A 19,723-nucleotide genomic window follows, 5' to 3' on the forward strand; every position below is an offset into this window, starting at 1 on the left:
ACTATGAAAATTGGTATAATTGGATACGGGTTACGGATTAGGTCTCTGCACGTTCTCTTATCGAAAGTATTCCCGGATTGCAAAGTCGTCGCTATTGTCGATCCTCGTATAGAGGAGATCAGAACAGATCTGGGGGCTGAAGCGGAATCTATCACTTTTTTTGAAAGTGCAGATGAGATGCTTCAGCATATGCAATTAGATGGCGTCATGGTGGGTACACGATGTGATTTACATACGGATATCGCACTTAAGATACTGGAGAGGAATTTGCCACTTTTTCTCGAAAAACCGGTGGCTACGAACATCTATGATTTAACTCGATTAAAAGCAGGATATGAAAACTCGAAGTCGCAAGTTGTTGTCTCCTTCCCCTTGCGCCATACAGCATTGGTTGAACTAGCTAAGGAGATCGTTGACTCTGGTAAAATTGGCACTGTAGAGCACGTACAAGCTGTGAACAATGTTCCCTATGGCGGTGTATACTATCACAGTTGGTATCGAGACGAGCAGATTACCGGAGGCTTATTTCTGCAGAAAGCTACACATGATTTCGACTATATTAACTATTTAGTAGGACATAAGCCCTTAGCCATTTGCGCAATGAAATCTAAGCAGATCTTTAAAGGAGATAAACCCGCCAATCTGAAGTGTACGGATTGTGATGAAAAGTATACTTGCGCCGAAAGTACGATTGTGAATCAAATTGGAGAATACTGCAGCTTTGCAGAGGATACAGGTAACGAAGATTCAGGTAGCGCGCTAATTCATTATGAGTCAGGGATGCATCTCTCTTACTCGCAAAACTTCTTCGCCCGCCGTGGCGCAGCAAAACGAGGAGTACGGTTACTCGGCTATAAGGGAACGTTGGAATTTGATTGGTATACGAATAAACTGGAGATCCATATGCATCATGAACCACGAATTGAAACGCATCAACTTGATGTTGATCCCAATGGACATTCGGGAGGAGACTCCAAGCTTCTCCATAACTTTATCCAGGTTATGCGAGGACAAGAGCAATCTCTCACTACACTGGATGACGGTCTCCTAAGCGCATTAATGTGCTTAAAGGCGAACGAATCGGCTAATACGAACACTTTCTGCAATATAAATTGGGAATGAGAAATTAATAGTCAGATCGGTAATTAAAGAGGTTATCCTGTAGCAACCATGATTATGGCCTGCGTAGGATAACCTCTTTTTTCTGAATTAGCTTAATTAAATATCTTACTGCTTGTACAACTCGACATCATCAAAAGCAGAAGTAACAGAAAAAATTATAACTTATGCGGCGATCGCTCTATACCATACTACCAGCAATCAATAGAAGAAAGATAAGCAAAAGTAAAATTACGCTTATAACAAATCCAGCTATCCCCATTCCTTTACCCCTCATGGAGTTAAAAGACAAAGAACCAAATATCACTCCCAAAATAGGTAGGATAATCATGGGTAGAAACAATACTATAAATATACTATCTGGGATATCATCAACATCATTAACTAACAAGATAACAAATAAAAATAAGCCCACTAGACTTGAAATAAATGAGGCTACTGCACAGCCATTCCGATCTACTGTGTGGCCTCGTCTGAATTCTGGTTGTATATTCTCCATATCTACCTCCATCTATTTTTTCCCTCTTAATGCTAATATATGTATGTAGAAACACTATCATAAATCTCTATATTTTTCTATTATGTTTCTTTTTTCAACGATAGTATTTTAAAAAGTCACCCTCACCTGTTAGACATAAAAATACCCCCTTAGATAATCATATCTAAAGGGGTATACCATCGCAATTTACTTTTAAAAAAATACCGCTTAATTTCGGATTAGATAATCGAAAGCACCTAAAGCCGCAGTAGCGCCAGATCCCATTGAAATGATGATCTGTTTATACGGACCATTGGTACAATCGCCGGCAGCAAACACGCCAGGAACGTTCGTAGCACCATGGCTATTAACAACGATCTCTCCGCGAATGCGTTCAACTGTGTCACCTAACCAATCTGTATTTGGAACAAGACCGATTTGTACGAATACACCCTGTAAATCAACATGATGTGTTTCGCCTGTCTCACGATCAATATAGGAAATACCGTCGACTTTGTCCGTTCCGGTAATTTCTTTGGTTTGAACGTTCTTATGCACAGTCACATTAGGTAAGCTGTAAAGACGGTCTTGTAAAACAGCATCAGCTTTAAGCTCTGGAGCAAACTCAAGAACGGTTACATGCTTCACAATACCAGCAAGATCAATTGCCGCCTCGATACCTGAATTACCGCCGCCAACAACCGCAACATCCTTACCGATGAATAAAGGACCGTCACAATGCGGGCAGTAAGCCACACCTTTGTTCTTGAACTCTACTTCACCAGGTACACCCATATTACGCCAACGTGCGCCTGTCGAAAGGATTACTGTCTTACTCTTGAGAACAGCACCGTTTTCGAGTTCGATTTCAATGAGATCCTTCTTTTCTAGACGCTTAGCGCGTTGAAGTTTCATCACATCAATGTCGTACTCTTTCACTTGTTGTTCAATATTCGCCACGAGCTGAGGACCTTCAGTATGTTTCACACTGATAAAGTTCTCAATGCCCAATGTATCATTGACCTGGCCGCCAAAGCGTTCAGCAACAATACCTGTCCGAATACCTTTACGTGCCGCATAAATCGCAGCACTTGCACCTGCTGGGCCACCGCCAACAACAAGTACATCATAAGGAGCTTTATTATCAAACTCTGATGCGTCTGGAGCATTACCCAGCTTAGCAAGAATTTCTTCAACGGTCATACGACCGCTTTCGAAAAATTCACCATTTAGGTAAACGCTTGGTACAGACATAATATCCTTGCTTTCAACCTCTTCTTTGAATGCTCCACCGTCAATCATCGTATGAGTAATACCAGGATTGAGGACACTCATCAAGTTAAGAGCTTGCACAACATCAGGACAGTTATGACAGCTTAGGCTGATATAAGTTTCAAATGTATATTCGCCACGAATGCTTTTGATTTGATCAATTACATTCTGTTCAACCTTGGGAGCGCGTCCGCTAACTTGTAGTAGAGCGAGTACTAATGAAGTAAACTCGTGTCCCAATGGTGTTCCAGCAAATATTACACCTGTGTCTTCACCTATACGATTGACACTAAAGCTTGGTGTTCTAGGTAATTCTGTTTGCTCCAACGTGATCTTAGAAGACATGCTGGCAAGTTCATTTACCAGAGCAAGCATCTCAGCAGATGCATCATCGGCGCCTGCACTAACTTTAAGTACAATATCACTTTCCAAAAGACCGAGATATTGTACTAAATGGTTTTTTATTTCTTGATCTAGTGCCATTTATATTACCACCTTAAATTTTACCTACAAGATCTAGGCTTGGTTTCAGTGTTTCTGCGCCTTCCGACCATTTTGCTGGGCAAACTTCACCTGGATGGTTACGAACATATTGCGCTGCTTTAATTTTGTTTACAAGAGTACTTGCATCACGGCCAATGCCACCAGCTGTAATCTCAACAGTTTGGATCACACCGTCTGGGTCAATGATGAATGTACCACGATCAGCTAGACCATCAGCTTCGATCAGGACATCAAAGTTACGAGAAACCACATGGGAAGGATCACCGATCATAATGTACTTAACCTTACCAATTGCAGCAGAGCTTTCATGCCATGCTTTGTGTGTAAAGTGAGTATCCGTTGAAACGGAATACACTTCAACTCCAAGGCTCTTTAAAGTTTCGTATTGGTTCTGTAGATCTTCAAGCTCTGTAGGACAAACGAATGTAAAGTCAGCTGGATAGAAGCATACTACACTCCATTTACCTTTGAAATTTTCTTCGGAAACCTCGATGAATTTGCCGTCCTGAAATGCGTTTGCTTTGAATGGTAGAATTTCTGTTCCAATTAGTGACATGTTTTTTATATCTCCTTTTAGTTTGTTTTATAGTTGATAGTATATTCTTGAGCTGTTAACAAAACAATTTGAATACACTTGTTAATAATCATTCTCAACTAAATAACGGAATAAGTCAAGCTATTTTATAATGATTCTAATCTGAGAACTGTTACAAAATAGTGAACTCATCATTTATTTTGCTGCTAAGTGCATCAGAGTATTCATTTCTTGAATCACGCCGAACCAGTTTTAATTAGTATTCTCTACTCTCCGTCACTTTCCCTCCTTTCCCCTCCCTTAAATGATAAGGTTTCAGTCAAATATCGCATATATTGTTACTGTCTTTTTCAAGTATACTATAATCAGATTGACTATCTAAACAACCACAGAGGAGTAACATTACGATTATGATCAAACGACTCACTGAACTATTTTCCATCCCCTCTTATGCCTTACTTTTTTTATGTATGTTTCTACAGGGAATGGGCGTTTCACTTAGCGTACCCTTCTTATCGATTTATTTCACTGAACAACTTGGTGTTTCAGTCGGGATATTTGGTATTTTTCTAGCGGCCACATTAATTGCCGGGATATGGATCAGTACTCTAATTGGGAGACGCTCTGACCTCGGTTTGAACCGAAAAAGCATTTACCTTGTCGCCACGCTCTGTAATGCTCTTGCTTATTGCGGATACTTGATCATTCAGGATTTTACAATCTTGTTCATTTACATGATTGTGTTCACCGCCCTTGGTGCACCAGGGATGCCTCAATTATTCGCCATTGCTAGAGAAGCAGTGACTAAGAGCGATTTTACTGATCATGCCTTTGCTAATTCTACCTTGCGATCTGCTTTCTCTCTCGGCTTTATAACAGGTCCTTTAATCGGCACCTTGCTAATCGCCGCTGTTGGGTTTAAGGGGATATTCTCGGGTACGATCGGAGTTTTCCTGCTTGTTGCTTTACTTATTTTCCTATTTCTCAAATCAAATACAGAACTAAAAACCAGTACTGCTGAAGTAAAAGTATCCAGTTTCCGGCTGAGTCAGAACCGTAATATTCTGATTCCTTTTCTGATTCTCATACTCATGTATATAGCTCACTGGACGAGCAGCCTCAATACCGCCCTCTTTATTACAAACAATCTAGGGGGAACGACAAGTGATGTCGGTCTAATTAGCAGTATTTGCGCTGCGCTAGAAATCCCTTTTATGATTATGCTCGGTCTACTCAGCGCAAAGTACAGTAACCGAATCTTGATGATGTGTGGGGCCATTCTAGGAGGAGCTTATTATCTCGTTGTCATTTTCTCAGGAGCGATGTGGCAGATGCTTGCAGCCCAAATTCTGCTCGCTGTTTTTGTTGCTGTCATTTCAGCGATTGGCATTAGCTACATCCAGGATCTGCTTCCAAGCATGCCTGGGTATGCATCCACGCTCTACTCTAATTCATCAACGATCGGAAGATTAATTGGTAGTCTTGTTGGCGGGGGATTAGCCAGTATTGTAGGCTACCGTTATTCATTTGTATTCTGTTTAATACTCGTCATTATTTCTACAATCATGCTTGTGGTAAGCGGACGTCACTCTGGAAATGAACCACAGAAATTAGCGGTTTAATCCGCCTTTTAACTCCTGTGAATTGATTAAACCGAGATGAAACGTAAGGAGCTTTCTCTCCAAAAGAGTTGCCAAAAGAATAAATTTAAAAGGCCACGAAACCTATTCCCAAGGTTCCGTGGTCTTTTAGCATTGTCTACTTATTATTGCGATTAGGCATTTTCAAATCATCTCAAGAATAGTGAAGTGCCATGAAGTTTGCGTTAAACACAGGTAATAATATGGATATTCACTCTACTTCAGGTAGGTTCCTGTCACTCCAATTCCACCGTTACCGTTCAATACATATACTCTTGCATTTCCTTTGCCGGAGCATATCAGAGTAATCGTGCCGCTCGTAACAGTCTTGGTATCGCCAGTTACCGCATCCACATAGGTTCCGTTCGGAATTCCGGTAAATGTAGCATTTCCCGAAATTGTAACCAGTGCAAAGCTATCAATTCCTTTCGTACTGTCGGTGTATCTTCTTTTAAATGCCAAATCACCCGTTACATTCTCTGTAGAATATTGGCCTTTTTGCAAGGCTGGGACAGCTCTTCTGATTAAATTGAGTTGTCTGATATGTTTTGCCAAAGGATAATTCAATGAATCCGCAAGTGTGCCGGTAGCATTGGTATATTTACCGTAATCTTGAACCGTAACACTACCCTCAATGAGATCTCCAAAGTAAGCACGCCCTGTTGAACTGAGTGGTGCATTTGGACCTACATCGATGACTGATCCTTTTTTGAATTCAACTTCAGAACCATAGTAGATCGCAGGTATTCCTCGGAAGGTGAACATCAAAGCGAGATTCTCAGCCCAAGTGTCTTGTGTCCCCGCAAATCTTTGATTTTCTGGTGCTTGGTCAGGCGCATAGTCATGGGAGTCAATATAAGTAACATTCCAGGTAGCATCGTTATAAAATTGATCCCCGCTCTTCATACTGAATGCTTCCTGTGCAGTCTTGAACGCCCAATGCATAGGAAAGTCAATGACATCCATACCTGATTTCATCGAATAGTCAGGGGCATGATAATTATTACCTATTAAAAAAGCATTGTTTGAGGTTGGCTGTCCTACTGTAGTAGAGTTATCTGCCCACTCTTGTTCTACTGACAACTTATTAGAAGCGTAATCATTTGTGCCATCGCCCGGATAGGATTTCGAACTTTTCCAAGTATAAAATGGTGTCGATATTGCTGGAATCCCACTGTTCCACACATCTCTGTACCGAGTAGCCACTTCACCAAATACAAAGAAGTTTGAGCCCCCTCTTGTTTTCCAAGCAGGAACATAGTACTTGTTAAAAATAAACCGGCTCACATGCTTCACAGTATCGACCCGGAAAGCATCAACACCCATGTCTATATATTGATTATAGCTGTCAATTAGATACTCATTAACTACAGGATTCTCCGTGTTCAAGTCCACCGCGTCTCCTGCAATCTGTCCTGTCTGTACGGTGTAAGATTCCCAGGAAAGACTTTTCTCGGTATGGTACATGTTATTGTTGGTCTCCGCATTTTTCATTATTGCGAGTCTTGCCTGATATTGCTGATCAGGGGTCATGGTATCATAGTTAGCTGGCAGCTTATCCGTAATTTTGATCATGTTATTCACAGTGTCCGCTGCAGTTGGATCTTTCTTGAACATAGGTAACAAATTCTCTTCACCAAAATTACCAGAATGATTAACGACGACATCCTGAATAACCTTTATCCCCTTGGCGTGAGCCTCATTGATCAATTCCTGATAAGAAGCTCCCGCTGATTCATACCTTGGATCTACTTTGGAAAAATTTATTGCATGGTATCCGTGATAATCATAACCGCTGGCATTCTGCACAACAGGCGTAATCCAAATAGCACTGAATCCGAGGGCTTTAATGTAATCGAGCTTATGGATCAGTCCCTTAAAGTCACCTCTCCAAGCTGGGTCTGAATCCGAATTTCCTGCCTTGGTATCATCCCATGCATGCACGTTGTTACTCGGATCGCCATCATAGAATCGGGAAGTAATCACGAAGTAAATGGTGTCTTCACGGAAATCGCCCTTATTTCCAATAGAATAGACAAAGCTCTGTTTAGTTTCATTTCCGGCACCGTCTATCACAAGAAACTTCAGTGTCGTGGTCTTGTTGATAAGGATGGACGGTCCTGTCAAAGCAGTTAAAACATTTCCTGAGACATAGACATTTGAGCTAGTGGTTGGTTCCGTACCATTATCCGTGTAATAAGCTGTTGTCGTTGCGGTCTTGTTGTCTTTTATATTAAAAGATACGGTAACCGCTGAACTTGAATTCCCAACAGGCAAATTCGCTGTTATGGTTGGGGCTTGCAGATCGATATTCAGGTCAATGACATAAGCAAAAGAGCCTACACTGCCTGCTTGACCGATGGAGTTAACCCCGTATGCCTTAATAGTCATAGTAGATGATACTTGGATTGGAGTGGTGTACAAGGTAGAGGATGTCGTAGGTGTCGACCCGTCTGTCGTATAGTAAATTTTATCGTCACTGTTGACACTTGAAAGCTTCACGGTTTGTGCAGAATCATATGTTTTCGGCGCTAACGAGACTGAAATCACGGGAATCTTGGGAATCTCCGGATTAGCGTCATACCACACATTATCAGCGTTATACCATCCCTCTTTCACACTGCGGGACAAGTCGGCAGTCTGTTTGCCGTTACCATCATTAAAGATAAGGCTTGTGCCGGTGGCGTTGGCAATACTATAGCTGTACCAGTCATTTCCGTCCGAATTCATTAGAACTCCCGGCCACGCTCCGCTTATTGGAACAGTTGTCGGATTTAGATTCCAGTAATGGATTCGGATCGATGAATTCCAGCTTGATGGTTTCTTAAAATGAACCGTTAAACCCGCCGGAGTTGGCGTAGGAGTAGGCGTTACTGTTGGTGTCGGCGTGGGTGTTACGGTAGGTGTTGGTGTTGGTGTTGGTGTTGGTGTTGGTGTTGGTGTTGGTGTTGGTGTTGGTGTTGGTGTTGGTGTTGGTGTTGGTGTTGGTGTTGGTGTTGGTGTTGGTGTTGGTGTTGGTCCGGCCGCAAGGGTCACATAGTCGATATTGATATTTCCAGTATCATCGGTGTCATATTTGTAAGCGATCGTATTATTCCCTGCCTGTAAGGAGAGCGTTTCTGTTTGGTCACCCCATGCATCCCAGTTTGCCAAGTTCGCCAAAGTGATCTGCTTTACCTTTGCTCCATTCACATAAATGGTAACTTTTTTGGCACTGTCGGTCGCATTGGCGTAGTGGAGCGTGGCATTATAGTCCGCCGAAGCGGAAGACTGAACGTTGAAAGTGGTCGTCGCTCCTGTAGTTGTGTAACCATCAACAAAACCAGTTCCCGAATATCCGGTGTGATTCGTATTTATTGTTGCGCCACCTGATAAGCTAGCACTCTCAGCTTCGTATTTCCCAGCAACCGGAATAACAACCGTCCAATTCTTGCCTCCGTTGCTATCCCAACTATCCGTTGGCGCCGTGATGTGATAACAATAAATAAGTGTGGCGCCCTCCTGGACATTGATATTCGCCGTAAACGTGGTTCCATTCTTGGACATGGCTGTGTCCATAATATCCGTCCAGTTATTCGAGGTCCAATGTAGTGTTACAGCAGTCGCTGTAGAGTTTGTATAGGTGACTGTATAATCATTGTTGCTAGCCGAAGCCCCACCGGATAATCCGAATAAGCTACAGCAAAGCGAAAAAATGACTAACCAAGAAACAAAACGCCTTGATTGTTTTCGTAGCAAATAAAAAACCTCCTTATTAATTTTAAGTACAAATCACTCCGTGCAAACGTTTGCAATTATAAGAAAAAAAATTACTCGATATTATCAATCTCCTCCTTCGTAGAAGCATGGAAAAATATCATTGTATGCGTTTACAAATAGAGCTGAAAAGAAGTTATGAAATTACAATTAGATCCATATATAATGAATTTTCCCTGTTTCCGATTATAGGCTTCAAACTTTTCCTGGTCAATACATCTTTTAGACTATAAATTTAAATCTTTAGAGGTCTAATTACGTAGTTCAATCGTTTTCATTCACCAGAAGGTTCTAGGTATACATCTTAAATGCTAGCTTTGTAACAGTTTATGAATAACTACCGTATCAATCAAAGTTTATAACATAAGGGAGAACATATTAGTTAATATGTACAAGGCTGTCGAGAAAGTCTCGGCAGCTATTTTTACGACTTAACAACTACTCATTCTTTACTTCTTTGACTCTAAATAATTCATGTTATATTCTTCTCCCGAGAAATTTATCACCCCAGAAAATCCATGAATCTCCCATTCCCCATTTTCGTTTGGGGTGAGTATATATTCTCTTTTCCAATCTTTTAACTTCTCATCATTACCAACATATTCTTCTATAATCCTTAATCTAGTTAAATTTAAAAATTCATTCTCGTAGTAACTCTTATCAATGACCGCATTTGTTACAGTTATTCCTTCATGGAAGACAGTTGGGTAAAATGTATCCTGTATTATATACATACCAGACTCCGACTCGGGCACGGATTCCATTGTATTAAGAAAAAAGATAGATAGAATATCTTTAGAATACTTTCCAAACTCTTCGTCAAAAGATTTCTCTAATTCCTCATACTCCGTTATTGAGACTTTTTCTCTCAACGCTAAATCAATAATGATTTTTTCCTTCTTCTCAACCATTTGAATGGCAGTTTTTATATCGAAATCAATACTTTCTTCTTTGATCGGCTTTAATTGTTCTGATGAATTACACGCAGATAAAATAAAAAAGGCCATAACGAGTAATAATTTATAATAAGATCTCATGATCACCTATCCCCCCCATATTTTTACTATATAAGACTGACCCATCCCCCACTATTTATATTCCATCAAGGGTGAATAATTTATTTTATATTTTGAATGCTAAATCTATATGAAGAAAAAATACTATCGTTATTCAAAGGTTTTGTTTCAAATATAGAAACTTTTTCTCTTTTTTTGAATCTTATTTCTCAATATTTTATTATGGACAACGTACGAAAGAGAGGTGAATCCATTGAAGCAATACGAAGTAGCTACACTGAAAAAAGGACTTCTAATTTTAGATGCTTTGCAAGAAAAGAATATGACACTTCGTGAAGTTATACAAACATTCTCATTTAATAAATCAACAGCTTTTCGTTTGTTATATACCCTTGAAATAATGGGCTATGTTAAAAAGATTGATAATTCCTATAGTCTTACTAAAAAGATGGGTTTTTTATCTACTTCCTTTAACTCAAAAGCAAATTGGTTATCGGTTCCACCTTTATATGAGCTGAGTAGAGAAGTTGGAGAAACAACCTATGTTGGAATCCTTTATGGTACGGAAGTAGTCACCGCACAAGTTGTTGATGGCACTCATTCAATGAGGGCACACTCCGAGGTTGGTGACCGGGCTCCTGTACATTTAAGTGCTCTAGGAAAAGTCATATTAGCTTTTTTAGATAAAACCAAGCTCGATGAAATCCTTAAAGAATTGACATTAGTACAAAATACAAAAAATACATTTGTAGACTTGCACTTATTAAAAGAACATCTAAAGGTCATTCGTAAGCAAGGATACGCAGTAGATGACGAAGAGACAGAAATAGGTTTACGCTGTATTGCTGCTCCTGTCATCTTTGAGGGAAATATGATTTCAGCAGTTGCGATATCTGGTCCAGCTCTTCGGTTGAATAAAAAATTAGATAGAACTTTAAGCAAAAAACTTATTCAATGTAGTTCACGTATTTCGAAAATGCTTTGATGGAAAGCACCCTAAAATATGAGGAAGGGGATTATGATGAAAGAGATGTCAACAAAAGTATACATTGCATTATTTTCTTTGGCCATTAGTGCTTTTGCCATTGGAACAACCGAGTTCGTCATTGTCGGTTTACTTCAAACAGTTGCTGATGATCTATCTATTTCGGTGACAAAAGCTGGCGCTTTAATTTCTAGTTATGCAGTAGCAATAGCTGTTGGAACTCCAAGTGTAACAGCTATTACAGGGCGTATTCCGAAAAAAGGATTTTTACTATTCTTAATGATGGTTTTCATTTTAGGTAACGCAGTTTCGGCCATTGCAGGAACATATGAAATATTAATGTTCTCACGAGTTATTACTGCTATCGCACACGGTGTATTTTTTGCAATAGCAGCTACAGTTGCTGTCGATATCGTACCAGAGAACAAAAAAGGAACAGCTATTTCAATTATGTTTACCGGATTAACAGTAGCAACCATAGCTGGTGTTCCAATGGGGACTTATATTGGACAACAGTTTGGTTGGCGCGCTACTTTCGGTGCGGTAGCTATACTCGGCATTATTGGACTAATCGTAAATATATTTGCCGTTGATAAGGTGAACAGACAAACAAATCCTCCTACTCTTAAAGATGTAGGGCAACTAGTGAAAAATAAACGAATTCTACTGGCACTATTAATGACCGCATTAGGTTTTGGTGGAACTTTTTCATTATTTACTTACCTCGCCCCTATACTGGAAAACATCAGTGGATACTCAGCTGGATCTATTTCATTATTGCTTTTAGTTTATGGAGTTGCCGTTGCCATTGGAAATATAATAGGTGGGAAAATGGCCAATCAGCATCCAGTTAAATCATTACGCTTCGTCTTTTTACTCCAAGGTATCGTACTTTTGTTACAAATGATACTACTACCTAGTAAAGGATTATGTATTTTATCAATTATTTTGTTAGGTTTATTTGCATTCATGATGTCTTCAGGAGTTCAAGCATACATTGTAATGCTTGCTGAAAAATTGGTTCCTTCTGCAAAAGAGATTGCATCTGCACTAAATATATCAGCCTTTAATGTAGGGATCGCTGCAGGATCTACCTTAGGTGGATTAGCAGTAGACTATTTAACGTATTTAGACACGGCATGGATTGGTGCAATTATGGTGGCATTCGCCTTTCTTCTATCCGTACTAAATTATAAATTAGATAAAAAACAAAAATTATTTTAAGGGAGAGTTTATTTATGAACTTACAACAACTAGAAAACGTAGAAAGGGAATTACAATTTGAAACATTTACACATGAGGATGCTCTAAACCTTGGTATGACATTAATTAATTATGCAAAGGAAAATAATAAAGCAGTAGCTATTCATATTGAGCGTAATCGAGTACCTTTATTCACCCATCTAATGGATGGTACTTCTGAAGAAAATGTATTTTGGCTATATCGAAAAAAACGCGTAGTGGATCATTACAATAGAAGCTCTCATTATATTGCAGCAAGATTCGAAAAACAGGGAACGACCCATGATGAAAGCTCTCTTCTTCAATCATCAGATTATCAAGCTGTAGGCGGCTCATTCCCTATTCGCATTAAAGACGTAGGCGTAATTGGCACTGTAACCGTAGCAGGGCTTACGGCTCAACTTGATCATGATTATGCTGTCGAGGGAGTAAGACGTTTTTTAAGTAAATAAGGAGTTGATGAACGAATGGTTATCGAACACGCCATGTTAATTATCAAAGCCTGGCTATAACTAAACATTTACCTATCAAATAGACAGTTATAAAAGTATGTCTTTATGTGGCATGAGTTCGGTATTCAACCGGACTCATGCCTTATTTGCTTTGAATATCAAAAAGTTTTATTGGCTGGCTGAATACTGCTCTTAAACCTTTTCCGACGAGACCAATGATTTCAATAATAAAACTCAAACCTACAATTGCTTTTCCAAATCTGACAATGATCTATAGCTTTCCACTATCTCATCATTGAGATGATATTTGAGCTATTGTCCAGTTACCTCAATATAGATAATATGTCTCGAGGTTAAACGTAGGATAACTAAAGAAGTGATTTGTACCAAACTTTATTCAATCTTTTTTACAAAGCTACAGTATCCCCTCTCCCTATAAATAAAAAAAGTCCCGATAATGTTTTCATCATCGGGACTGACTAGTGGTTCACGAGTTTTTTTATTGGTTCCACACTTTTATATCACCAGACAGTTATGTTCAGTGACATTATAGTTGGTTTCTGAAAAAAACAGTAAAATCAACGAATTCTCAGTTATCAACCCTCATCTAAAATTACAATATAGTTGGTGTCTAGGAAAAGGGCATTAAACACATGGTGACATTAAAGTTTGTGTCTGATATTCACATTAAAGTTGGTATCTAAAACTTATTTACATCTTATCAGGCCTATTTACTTACACTATGAAAGAATTACAAAATGATTTCTCCATAAGTACGAAATCGTTCATTTAATTCATTCATTAAGTAGTCATACGCCTCTTGAGTAATCCTAATATGAGAGCGCCTAAAATGCATACTTTGCAAAGTCCGTTGACTGACATTTCTACGTTTTCTCAATGAGGGGAATGTTACCTTACCCAAATTGTTATAAACATCAATTAATCGAATACCATACTTGATTGGGGCATTAATTACCTTGCCGCTTGTAAACTCCACATAATACGGAAAGCGATATTTCCATGGGAAATCTTTAAGGTCACTATCGTCTACTACGTTCTCTTTCTTAAATCCATTTGTTTTAGCATATCCAACAATCATAGGGGTCGGCCTATTCTGTTCATCATAACTCACAATAGTTAAGAAAAGCGTATCCTCACTTTGAATACTTCCTGGTTTTCGCGGGAAATAAGTGACATCTTGAGTACGTCTGCGTTCACCTTTCATTTGCTTATAATTATAATCATTAGGAATACGATCTTCACCAGTACCTTCGAACTTTAACCAGTAACCAGTTACCTTATCAAAATCATTTGAATTCTCAAAGATCGATTCAAACAAGTCAGGATGTACCATTTTCTTTAGAACGGCACCCTTTTTTGAAATATTAGAGTAGGTGACCTTTCTATTCCGTTGATTAGCGGCTAAATGAGGGACATGCCTCTTTTCTTCATCAATCCATTCTTGAGTAACAACCCCATTACCATCCAATTGAATCTGATCTAACAAATCGTAGAAGTATTCATTTACCTTTTCAGATATTTCAGGCTCATCATCCATTATGACACAGACCTCGTGGTTAGATAAAAAGCCACCTTGTGTAAAATTGGCTGAACCAATGATAACGGAGTGGGCATCAAACGAGTAAAGCTTGGAATGCAAATCGATTAAAGCATAAATTTTCGCCTTTGCATGGAGCAAGCGTTCTAATCCGTAAATGCTGCTAACTCTCTCTACAAAATCCTCCCTATAGAATCTGGTAATAATGTTGCAATTAATGGTTGGATTCAATGTTAGCCAATCTGCCAATAGAGTAGCGGTCTGCGTACCAATGAATGGAGAAATAATATTTAATTCATTCTCAGTTTCATCTAATAATCCTTTAAAACGATCCAATAAATCATTAGATACTAAACTTACCGCCATTAGTACCTCCTCTTAAAATGTAAACTTGTTATAATGATGCATCATTAAGTTCTAATAACTTGGATATCGAAATTGGGTCTTCAGCAGGTATAATCAATACATTCTCTATTTCTGAGTTTTCACTAACTTGTTGCTTTATAAGCGGACCTTTTTCGCTATATCCTTCATACTCAATTACTGCAATATTTTGATTTCTAAATTTCTTCAACATCATTTGGTAAAAACTATAATCATGAGTTGAAATAATAAACTGCTTATCATACTTTTCCATAAATAAACGAATTAAATCAATTAGTGATAAAACATTAATCTCATCCATACTTTGGATTGGATCATCCATACCCATAAGTTGTAGACTAGACCACTGTTGGTGTAAGCCCATAGCCATAAAAAAAGATAGTGCTATCGAGTTAATTTGTGCTGAACTGAATATGTATGTTGCATTTGCCTGTGTTTGATTTTCAAGATATCCAGTTAAGACTAAAATCAGTAATCTGTAAGATCTATGCCTGTATTCTTTATTAAAATTAATATGGTTATAAACTGGATGCGAATTAATCCGGGAGAAGATTTTCTGAATGGTATCGAATAATTCAGAAATCATTTTTTCATTTAATTGATCAACAGCTGGTTTAACATTGTTAATTAGATCTTTGATAGTGTCTTGATCTTCATGAACTGTTTTTTTAAGTTGGTCTAAATGCTCTAAGTGATTCTGTTGCACACGCATTTCTTCTTGACGTGTCTTTAATAACAATTCTTCTTTAGCATTTTCTATTGCAGTTATCGACTTAATAATTACTGATTCTAGATGAATCAGCTTCTCTTTATCACTCTGTAAATTTTTCGAAGCATCTTGAATAAAACCCTCTATTTCCTCAACGCTCCACTGTTTAGCCTGCGAAGGCGCACCCGCAAGCAGTAGCTTACTTATAAAGGATTCAACAAAAACTTGATTTTCCGTAATAATTTCTTCAGTTTTTTTAATTTCTTGGGGTAAATCGGCTTTTTCCTCTGCTGTTAGTACCAATAATTTTGCTGCAAATTGCTGCTCTAACTGTAGTAATTTGCCCATTTTATTTTCTACAGTTTCATTTAATCCAATTCTCAGTAAACCCTCATTGTATTCTTGAATAAATTTATTCCTTAATTCTATTTGAGCACTCAAATTCTGTATTTCTTTTTCCATTTTTAAAATATGGTCTTTCTTATTCTGATATTCTTCTTCAGCGCTTTTTAGAATTGTTTTGATCTCTAAATAGGATTTTTCAATATCCAAATTCAATTCATTTAATTTAGTTTTCTCTTTTTCAAATTTATCTTTCATCTCTTTAATTTTTTGTTCCAGTAAAGGTAATTCATTATGAATTTGGGCTTGTTCCAATTGAATTCGTAGTTGTAATTGTGGCTTGTTAATCCCTTCTGTTCCACAAGCAGGGCAACTATATATCTCCTCTTCTACGGATAGATAATCAGATAAGCTACTTAGAAAATTTTTATATTTCTGATCTATACCATGTAACGCTAAAACGGATTCTTCTAAAAGTTTCAGCGAGCTACTCGTACTAGCATGGATACTCGATACATCTACAATAGAAGATTGAGTTACACTAATAATTTTCAAGAGCTCCGATGTTCTAGATTTCCATATAAAATTCTCATGTGTAATTTGGACATCCTTGATTAAGTCATATTTATTGTTCCTTAAATTTTCTATGCTCTCTGTAACTACTTTTATGAAGTTGTCAGATATGTGCACCGAAGCTTTTATTGTCTCGATTGCCTGTTTAGTACTGTCGATTTCTATGTTCTTATCTTTAATGAAAATAAGAGACTCCTCATATTGGTTGTTGCGATTGGTCAGGCTAGAAACCAAGTTAAGCATATTGTAATCATTACGGTGATTTTTTAATTTTTCCAATCTGCCTACTTCTATGGTTAGTTTCTCCAAGTCGGTTAGCCACTTTAATTTAATATCTTCTAGATCCTTAATACGCCGTTCCCTATTTTCTAAATCATATCTTCTCTGTTTTAGCGTCTCGGTTTCTTTCTCAATTAATGGAATTAAAGCGTTCCAATCCTCTTTTTCAAATAAGTTTTCAGGAGCTGAGAAATTGTCCTTATATTCGCTAAGGGAAATGCTCAAAAGCTTCTGATTTGGATCAGAAACTTTTTTACTCAGTTCATCAATGGACGCTTTTAATTCTGTGTTCTTTCGAGTACCTTCAGTAATTTGACCTTCTAATTGATGAACTCGATCGTTTATTTTATTGAGTAGTTCATTATATAAATCTTTATATTTCAGAAAATGCTCGGTTCCAAACAGCAACGAAAGAGAATCGTATCTATCACCGTCTTTCATTCCTCGAAGAAATTCATTTAATTTCTCTTGCCCCAAAATATGAGTGAGATGTAGTCCACGGGAAACTTCAACTTTTTCAATCCAAGCTGTTTTTACTAATAGTCTTTTTAACAGATACTCCGCTTGCGCATCCATAAACTTGGTTCTTCCTTCAATAGGCTTTGACCAATGAAGTTCCAATTCATGTTTTCCATAATCCGTCATATCCTGAGGTCTGGCAGTACATGTTCTCTTTACTTTGAATATCTCCCCATTAGAGGCAATAAGATCTAATTCTACATACGTCTCTTGTAACGGACTCGTATGCATATTCCTAATGAATCGGGTTCTGTTTCTTTCGTCAGTGGCTTGATTATATCTGTGAATTTCTCCTGAAAGCACCCATTCAATAGCATCAAACACTGATGTTTTTCCATGCCCATTTGGTCCATATAGTAATATTACCTTTGCATCATTAAAATGGAAAATAGTTTCATCAGAAAATCCTCGGAACCCACATATTTTCAATGATCTTATCTTCAATTTAAATCATCCTTTTTAATTGAACTAAAAAAATCAATCAATTGATCAGCTGTTAACTTAGGGTTAAAGAAGTCCTGAGGCAACTTACTTAATGTTGATTTTTGCAGGCACTCTCGGAATTCTTCAAAAAATTCGTTATCATTAAAAATGAGTAGTTCCTTATTGTTAGTTAAATCAAGTACAAACGGAATTCTGTTTATGTACGGATCGTCATTTTTTGTAATAACAATTTTTCTAAAATAGTGCCGGTCATTCTCAATCAATTTTCTATATGACGTATCAATTTGATTTTGTGTGATGATAACCATAAGATAAACATCCCATTTAAGCATATGAAGCTCTTTAATCAAACGACTCTGCAATTTAACAGCTAATTCATCAGCAGCTTTTTCCCAGTTTCCTCTCAACTCAGCTTCGGTTTCAAACTGAGCAAAACCATAAATCTGCTCAGTTGAAACACACACTGCATTTAAATAATTGAAATCAAGCTGATTTAGTTTTATAAATCCATTTTTCTCAAAGAATTCAACAATTTCTTCAATCAAGATTATTCATCTCCCTAACATGAAACTCTAATTCTTCTACGTTAGTTACGTGATTGTACAAAGTTCTAATACAGTCACCGCACAGTACTTTTGTTTCGTTCAGACTTTTATAATTGTTCTCTTCTAACCCCTGAAAATATCCTTGCTCATTAACCTTAGTGAAATCAATCAAAATATCTTCAAAAGAAAACTCATTTTGGCATCTTCTACATAGATTAGTTTTTTTGTTTTTACTACAATTATCCAGTATTAAAGGGAAGGGGAAAAGGGCTTCCCCACGACGAAGCTCTCTTCTTCCAGATGGTGTTGATACTCGTTCACGAAAAAGATCTAGTACAAGTTCAGGCATTTTCGCATGTCTCTTGGTGGAGAAAATAAGGTATGCAAAAATATCTTCATGTTCATCTAAACTCAAATTTGCATTTAAATCATTGTGAACGAAACATAACTCTTTAAATCCACATCTCAAAATGGTTATTAACTCAAGTAATTGCTCTATGCCTGAATCAGCACTCAAACTACTAAACGGATGTCTATAGCGTTGAAAGAATGTCCGAAGTTTCTCAGGCTCTGTTTCTATAATACTGTCTATGGATTGAACTAAACTCTCTATTAAGATAGGGTGAGTTTCTGGTGGAAAGTCTTCAATTAATCTTATAACGATTTCTTTTTCCGAATCATATTGACTCTCAAAGATAGTCATGCCATCTACATTAAGGGCACTTGAACTTTCCATTTTGCTGTAACTTATATCTCGAATAGAAACGGTTATATTCATTGACCTAAGTATTGGCAGGCAGCGTTTAATAGAAGTAGCACCGATAATTCCTCCACCAGGTGGTTTATCTTTCATAATACCGACTATCGCACGGTTAACTACTATAGGTGATCCGGATGCTCCATGAGTTATAAATCTAGGATCTGTTATTTTAGGAATTTCACAAGATAAATCCAAATCAAAGTCACATTCCTCTATACAACTCTCATCAAACACTTGTAATATACTTCCTTTAAAGGGTTGACCTCTATCTCTCTGAGTATCTGGGAATCCAAAGGCTTGCCAGTTCTCACCTAGTTCAAGACCCTCTATACTTAGTGGTAGTGTAGGAGAATATCCAACCCCTTCAGGTAATGACAAAATCGAAAAGTCTATCCCTACATAAGGTTCATTTGGATAAACAACCGTCGCCTGTATTTCGTTATGATTTTCAAACGTAATGAACACAGGTTTTAACTCGTCCGGATCTAAGTTATCATCAATAACATGTCTGGCTGTAATCAAAGTTGTTTCATTTACTAGAAAGCCAGTCCCCTTCTTACTCCCACAACGCACTTTAGCAATAGATTTAAAATCATTTTGATTCACTCATG

Annotated in this window: 14 protein-coding genes; 5 read left to right on the forward strand and 9 right to left on the reverse strand. The window is 37.8% G+C overall.

Annotated features, from left to right (window positions below):
* Window positions 1-3: 3 nt before the first annotated feature.
* Complete coding sequence (locus NST85_RS24825) at window positions 4-1,122, forward strand: Gfo/Idh/MocA family protein (RefSeq protein ID WP_341190664.1); 1,119 nt, start codon at window positions 4-6, stop codon at window positions 1,120-1,122.
* A gap of 178 nt (window positions 1,123-1,300) precedes the next feature.
* Here the strand turns inward: NST85_RS24825 and NST85_RS24830 are convergent, their stop codons facing one another.
* The 3 genes from NST85_RS24830 to ahpC all read right to left on the reverse strand — a co-directional run bounded on the left by NST85_RS24830 (window position 1,301) and on the right by ahpC (window position 3,929).
* Window positions 1,301-1,630, reverse strand: coding sequence for a hypothetical protein (locus NST85_RS24830; RefSeq protein ID WP_341190665.1), 330 nt, complete (start codon window positions 1,628-1,630; stop codon window positions 1,301-1,303).
* A gap of 195 nt (window positions 1,631-1,825) precedes the next feature.
* Window positions 1,826-3,352 (reverse strand): alkyl hydroperoxide reductase subunit F, encoded by a 1,527-nt coding sequence (gene ahpF, locus NST85_RS24835; protein ID WP_341190666.1) that lies wholly within the window; start codon window positions 3,350-3,352, stop codon window positions 1,826-1,828.
* Between the two features lie 13 nt (window positions 3,353-3,365).
* Window positions 3,366-3,929 carry an alkyl hydroperoxide reductase subunit C gene (gene ahpC, locus NST85_RS24840; RefSeq protein ID WP_341190667.1) on the reverse strand — a complete coding sequence of 188 codons (564 nt, stop codon included), beginning with the start codon at window positions 3,927-3,929 and terminating at the stop codon, window positions 3,366-3,368.
* Between the two features lie 389 nt (window positions 3,930-4,318).
* Here ahpC and NST85_RS24845 point away from each other — a divergent pair, with 389 nt between their 5' ends.
* The gene (locus NST85_RS24845) at window positions 4,319-5,530 is read left to right on the forward strand and encodes a sugar efflux transporter (protein WP_341190668.1); all 1,212 of its coding nucleotides are present in this window, start codon (window positions 4,319-4,321) and stop codon (window positions 5,528-5,530) included.
* Between the two features lie 234 nt (window positions 5,531-5,764).
* Here the strand turns inward: NST85_RS24845 and NST85_RS24850 are convergent, their stop codons facing one another.
* The gene (locus tag NST85_RS24850) at window positions 5,765-9,286 is read right to left on the reverse strand and encodes an alpha-amylase family glycosyl hydrolase (protein ID WP_341190669.1); all 3,522 of its coding nucleotides are present in this window, start codon (window positions 9,284-9,286) and stop codon (window positions 5,765-5,767) included.
* Between the two features lie 467 nt (window positions 9,287-9,753).
* On the reverse strand, window positions 9,754-10,341 hold the full coding sequence (locus tag NST85_RS24855; protein WP_341190670.1) for a hypothetical protein: 588 nt from the start codon (window positions 10,339-10,341) through the stop codon (window positions 9,754-9,756).
* 232 nt (window positions 10,342-10,573) lie between these two features.
* Between NST85_RS24855 and NST85_RS24860 the strand changes: the two genes are divergently transcribed.
* Genes NST85_RS24860 through NST85_RS24870 form a run of 3 tightly spaced genes read left to right on the forward strand, consistent with a single transcriptional unit; the run spans window position 10,574 to window position 12,999 of the window.
* A complete protein-coding gene (locus NST85_RS24860; protein ID WP_341190671.1) occupies window positions 10,574-11,305 on the forward strand; it encodes an IclR family transcriptional regulator in 732 nt (243 codons plus the stop codon).
* A gap of 33 nt (window positions 11,306-11,338) precedes the next feature.
* Window positions 11,339-12,529, forward strand: coding sequence for an MFS transporter (locus tag NST85_RS24865; protein WP_341190672.1), 1,191 nt, complete (start codon window positions 11,339-11,341; stop codon window positions 12,527-12,529).
* Between the two features lie 14 nt (window positions 12,530-12,543).
* Entirely contained in the window at window positions 12,544-12,999 is a 456-nt protein-coding gene (locus tag NST85_RS24870) for a heme-degrading domain-containing protein (RefSeq protein WP_341190673.1), read from the forward strand.
* Between the two features lie 751 nt (window positions 13,000-13,750).
* Here NST85_RS24870 and NST85_RS24875 read toward each other — a convergent pair.
* The 4 genes from NST85_RS24875 to NST85_RS24890 are packed head-to-tail and all read right to left on the reverse strand — an operon-like array spanning window position 13,751 to window position 19,718.
* Window positions 13,751-14,923: a phospholipase D family protein gene (locus NST85_RS24875; protein WP_341190674.1), complete on the reverse strand. Its 1,173-nt coding sequence runs from the start codon at window positions 14,921-14,923 to the stop codon at window positions 13,751-13,753.
* 28 nt (window positions 14,924-14,951) lie between these two features.
* A complete protein-coding gene (locus NST85_RS24880) occupies window positions 14,952-17,807 on the reverse strand; it encodes an SMC family ATPase (RefSeq protein WP_341190675.1) in 2,856 nt (951 codons plus the stop codon).
* Window positions 17,804-18,352, reverse strand: a complete 549-nt coding sequence (locus NST85_RS24885) for an ABC-three component system middle component 1 (protein WP_341190676.1) — start codon at window positions 18,350-18,352, stop codon at window positions 17,804-17,806. The genes NST85_RS24880 and NST85_RS24885 overlap by 4 nt, the downstream gene beginning before the upstream one ends.
* Window positions 18,345-19,718: an ABC-three component system protein gene (locus tag NST85_RS24890; protein WP_341190677.1), complete on the reverse strand. Its 1,374-nt coding sequence runs from the start codon at window positions 19,716-19,718 to the stop codon at window positions 18,345-18,347. Before NST85_RS24890 ends, NST85_RS24885 begins: the two co-directional genes overlap by 8 nt.
* Window positions 19,719-19,723 lie beyond the last annotated feature (5 nt).

The sequence above is a fragment of the Paenibacillus sp. FSL K6-2524 genome, assembly GCF_038005525.1.
In the GTDB taxonomy this organism is placed as follows: domain Bacteria; phylum Bacillota; class Bacilli; order Paenibacillales; family Paenibacillaceae; genus Fontibacillus; species Fontibacillus anaericanus.

Coding starts and splice junctions, on each gene's coding strand:
- NST85_RS24825 (WP_341190664.1), top strand. CDS start 4: ATGAAAATTGGTATAATTGGATACGGGTTACGGATTAGGTCTCTGCAC.
- NST85_RS24830 (WP_341190665.1), bottom strand. CDS start 1,630: ATGGAGGTAGATATGGAGAATATACAACCAGAATTCAGACGAGGCCAC.
- ahpF (WP_341190666.1), bottom strand. CDS start 3,352: ATGGCACTAGATCAAGAAATAAAAAACCATTTAGTACAATATCTCGGT.
- ahpC (WP_341190667.1), bottom strand. CDS start 3,929: ATGTCACTAATTGGAACAGAAATTCTACCATTCAAAGCAAACGCATTT.
- NST85_RS24845 (WP_341190668.1), top strand. CDS start 4,319: ATGATCAAACGACTCACTGAACTATTTTCCATCCCCTCTTATGCCTTA.
- NST85_RS24855 (WP_341190670.1), bottom strand. CDS start 10,341: ATGAGATCTTATTATAAATTATTACTCGTTATGGCCTTTTTTATTTTA.
- NST85_RS24865 (WP_341190672.1), top strand. CDS start 11,339: ATGATGAAAGAGATGTCAACAAAAGTATACATTGCATTATTTTCTTTG.
- NST85_RS24870 (WP_341190673.1), top strand. CDS start 12,544: ATGAACTTACAACAACTAGAAAACGTAGAAAGGGAATTACAATTTGAA.
- NST85_RS24875 (WP_341190674.1), bottom strand. CDS start 14,923: ATGGCGGTAAGTTTAGTATCTAATGATTTATTGGATCGTTTTAAAGGA.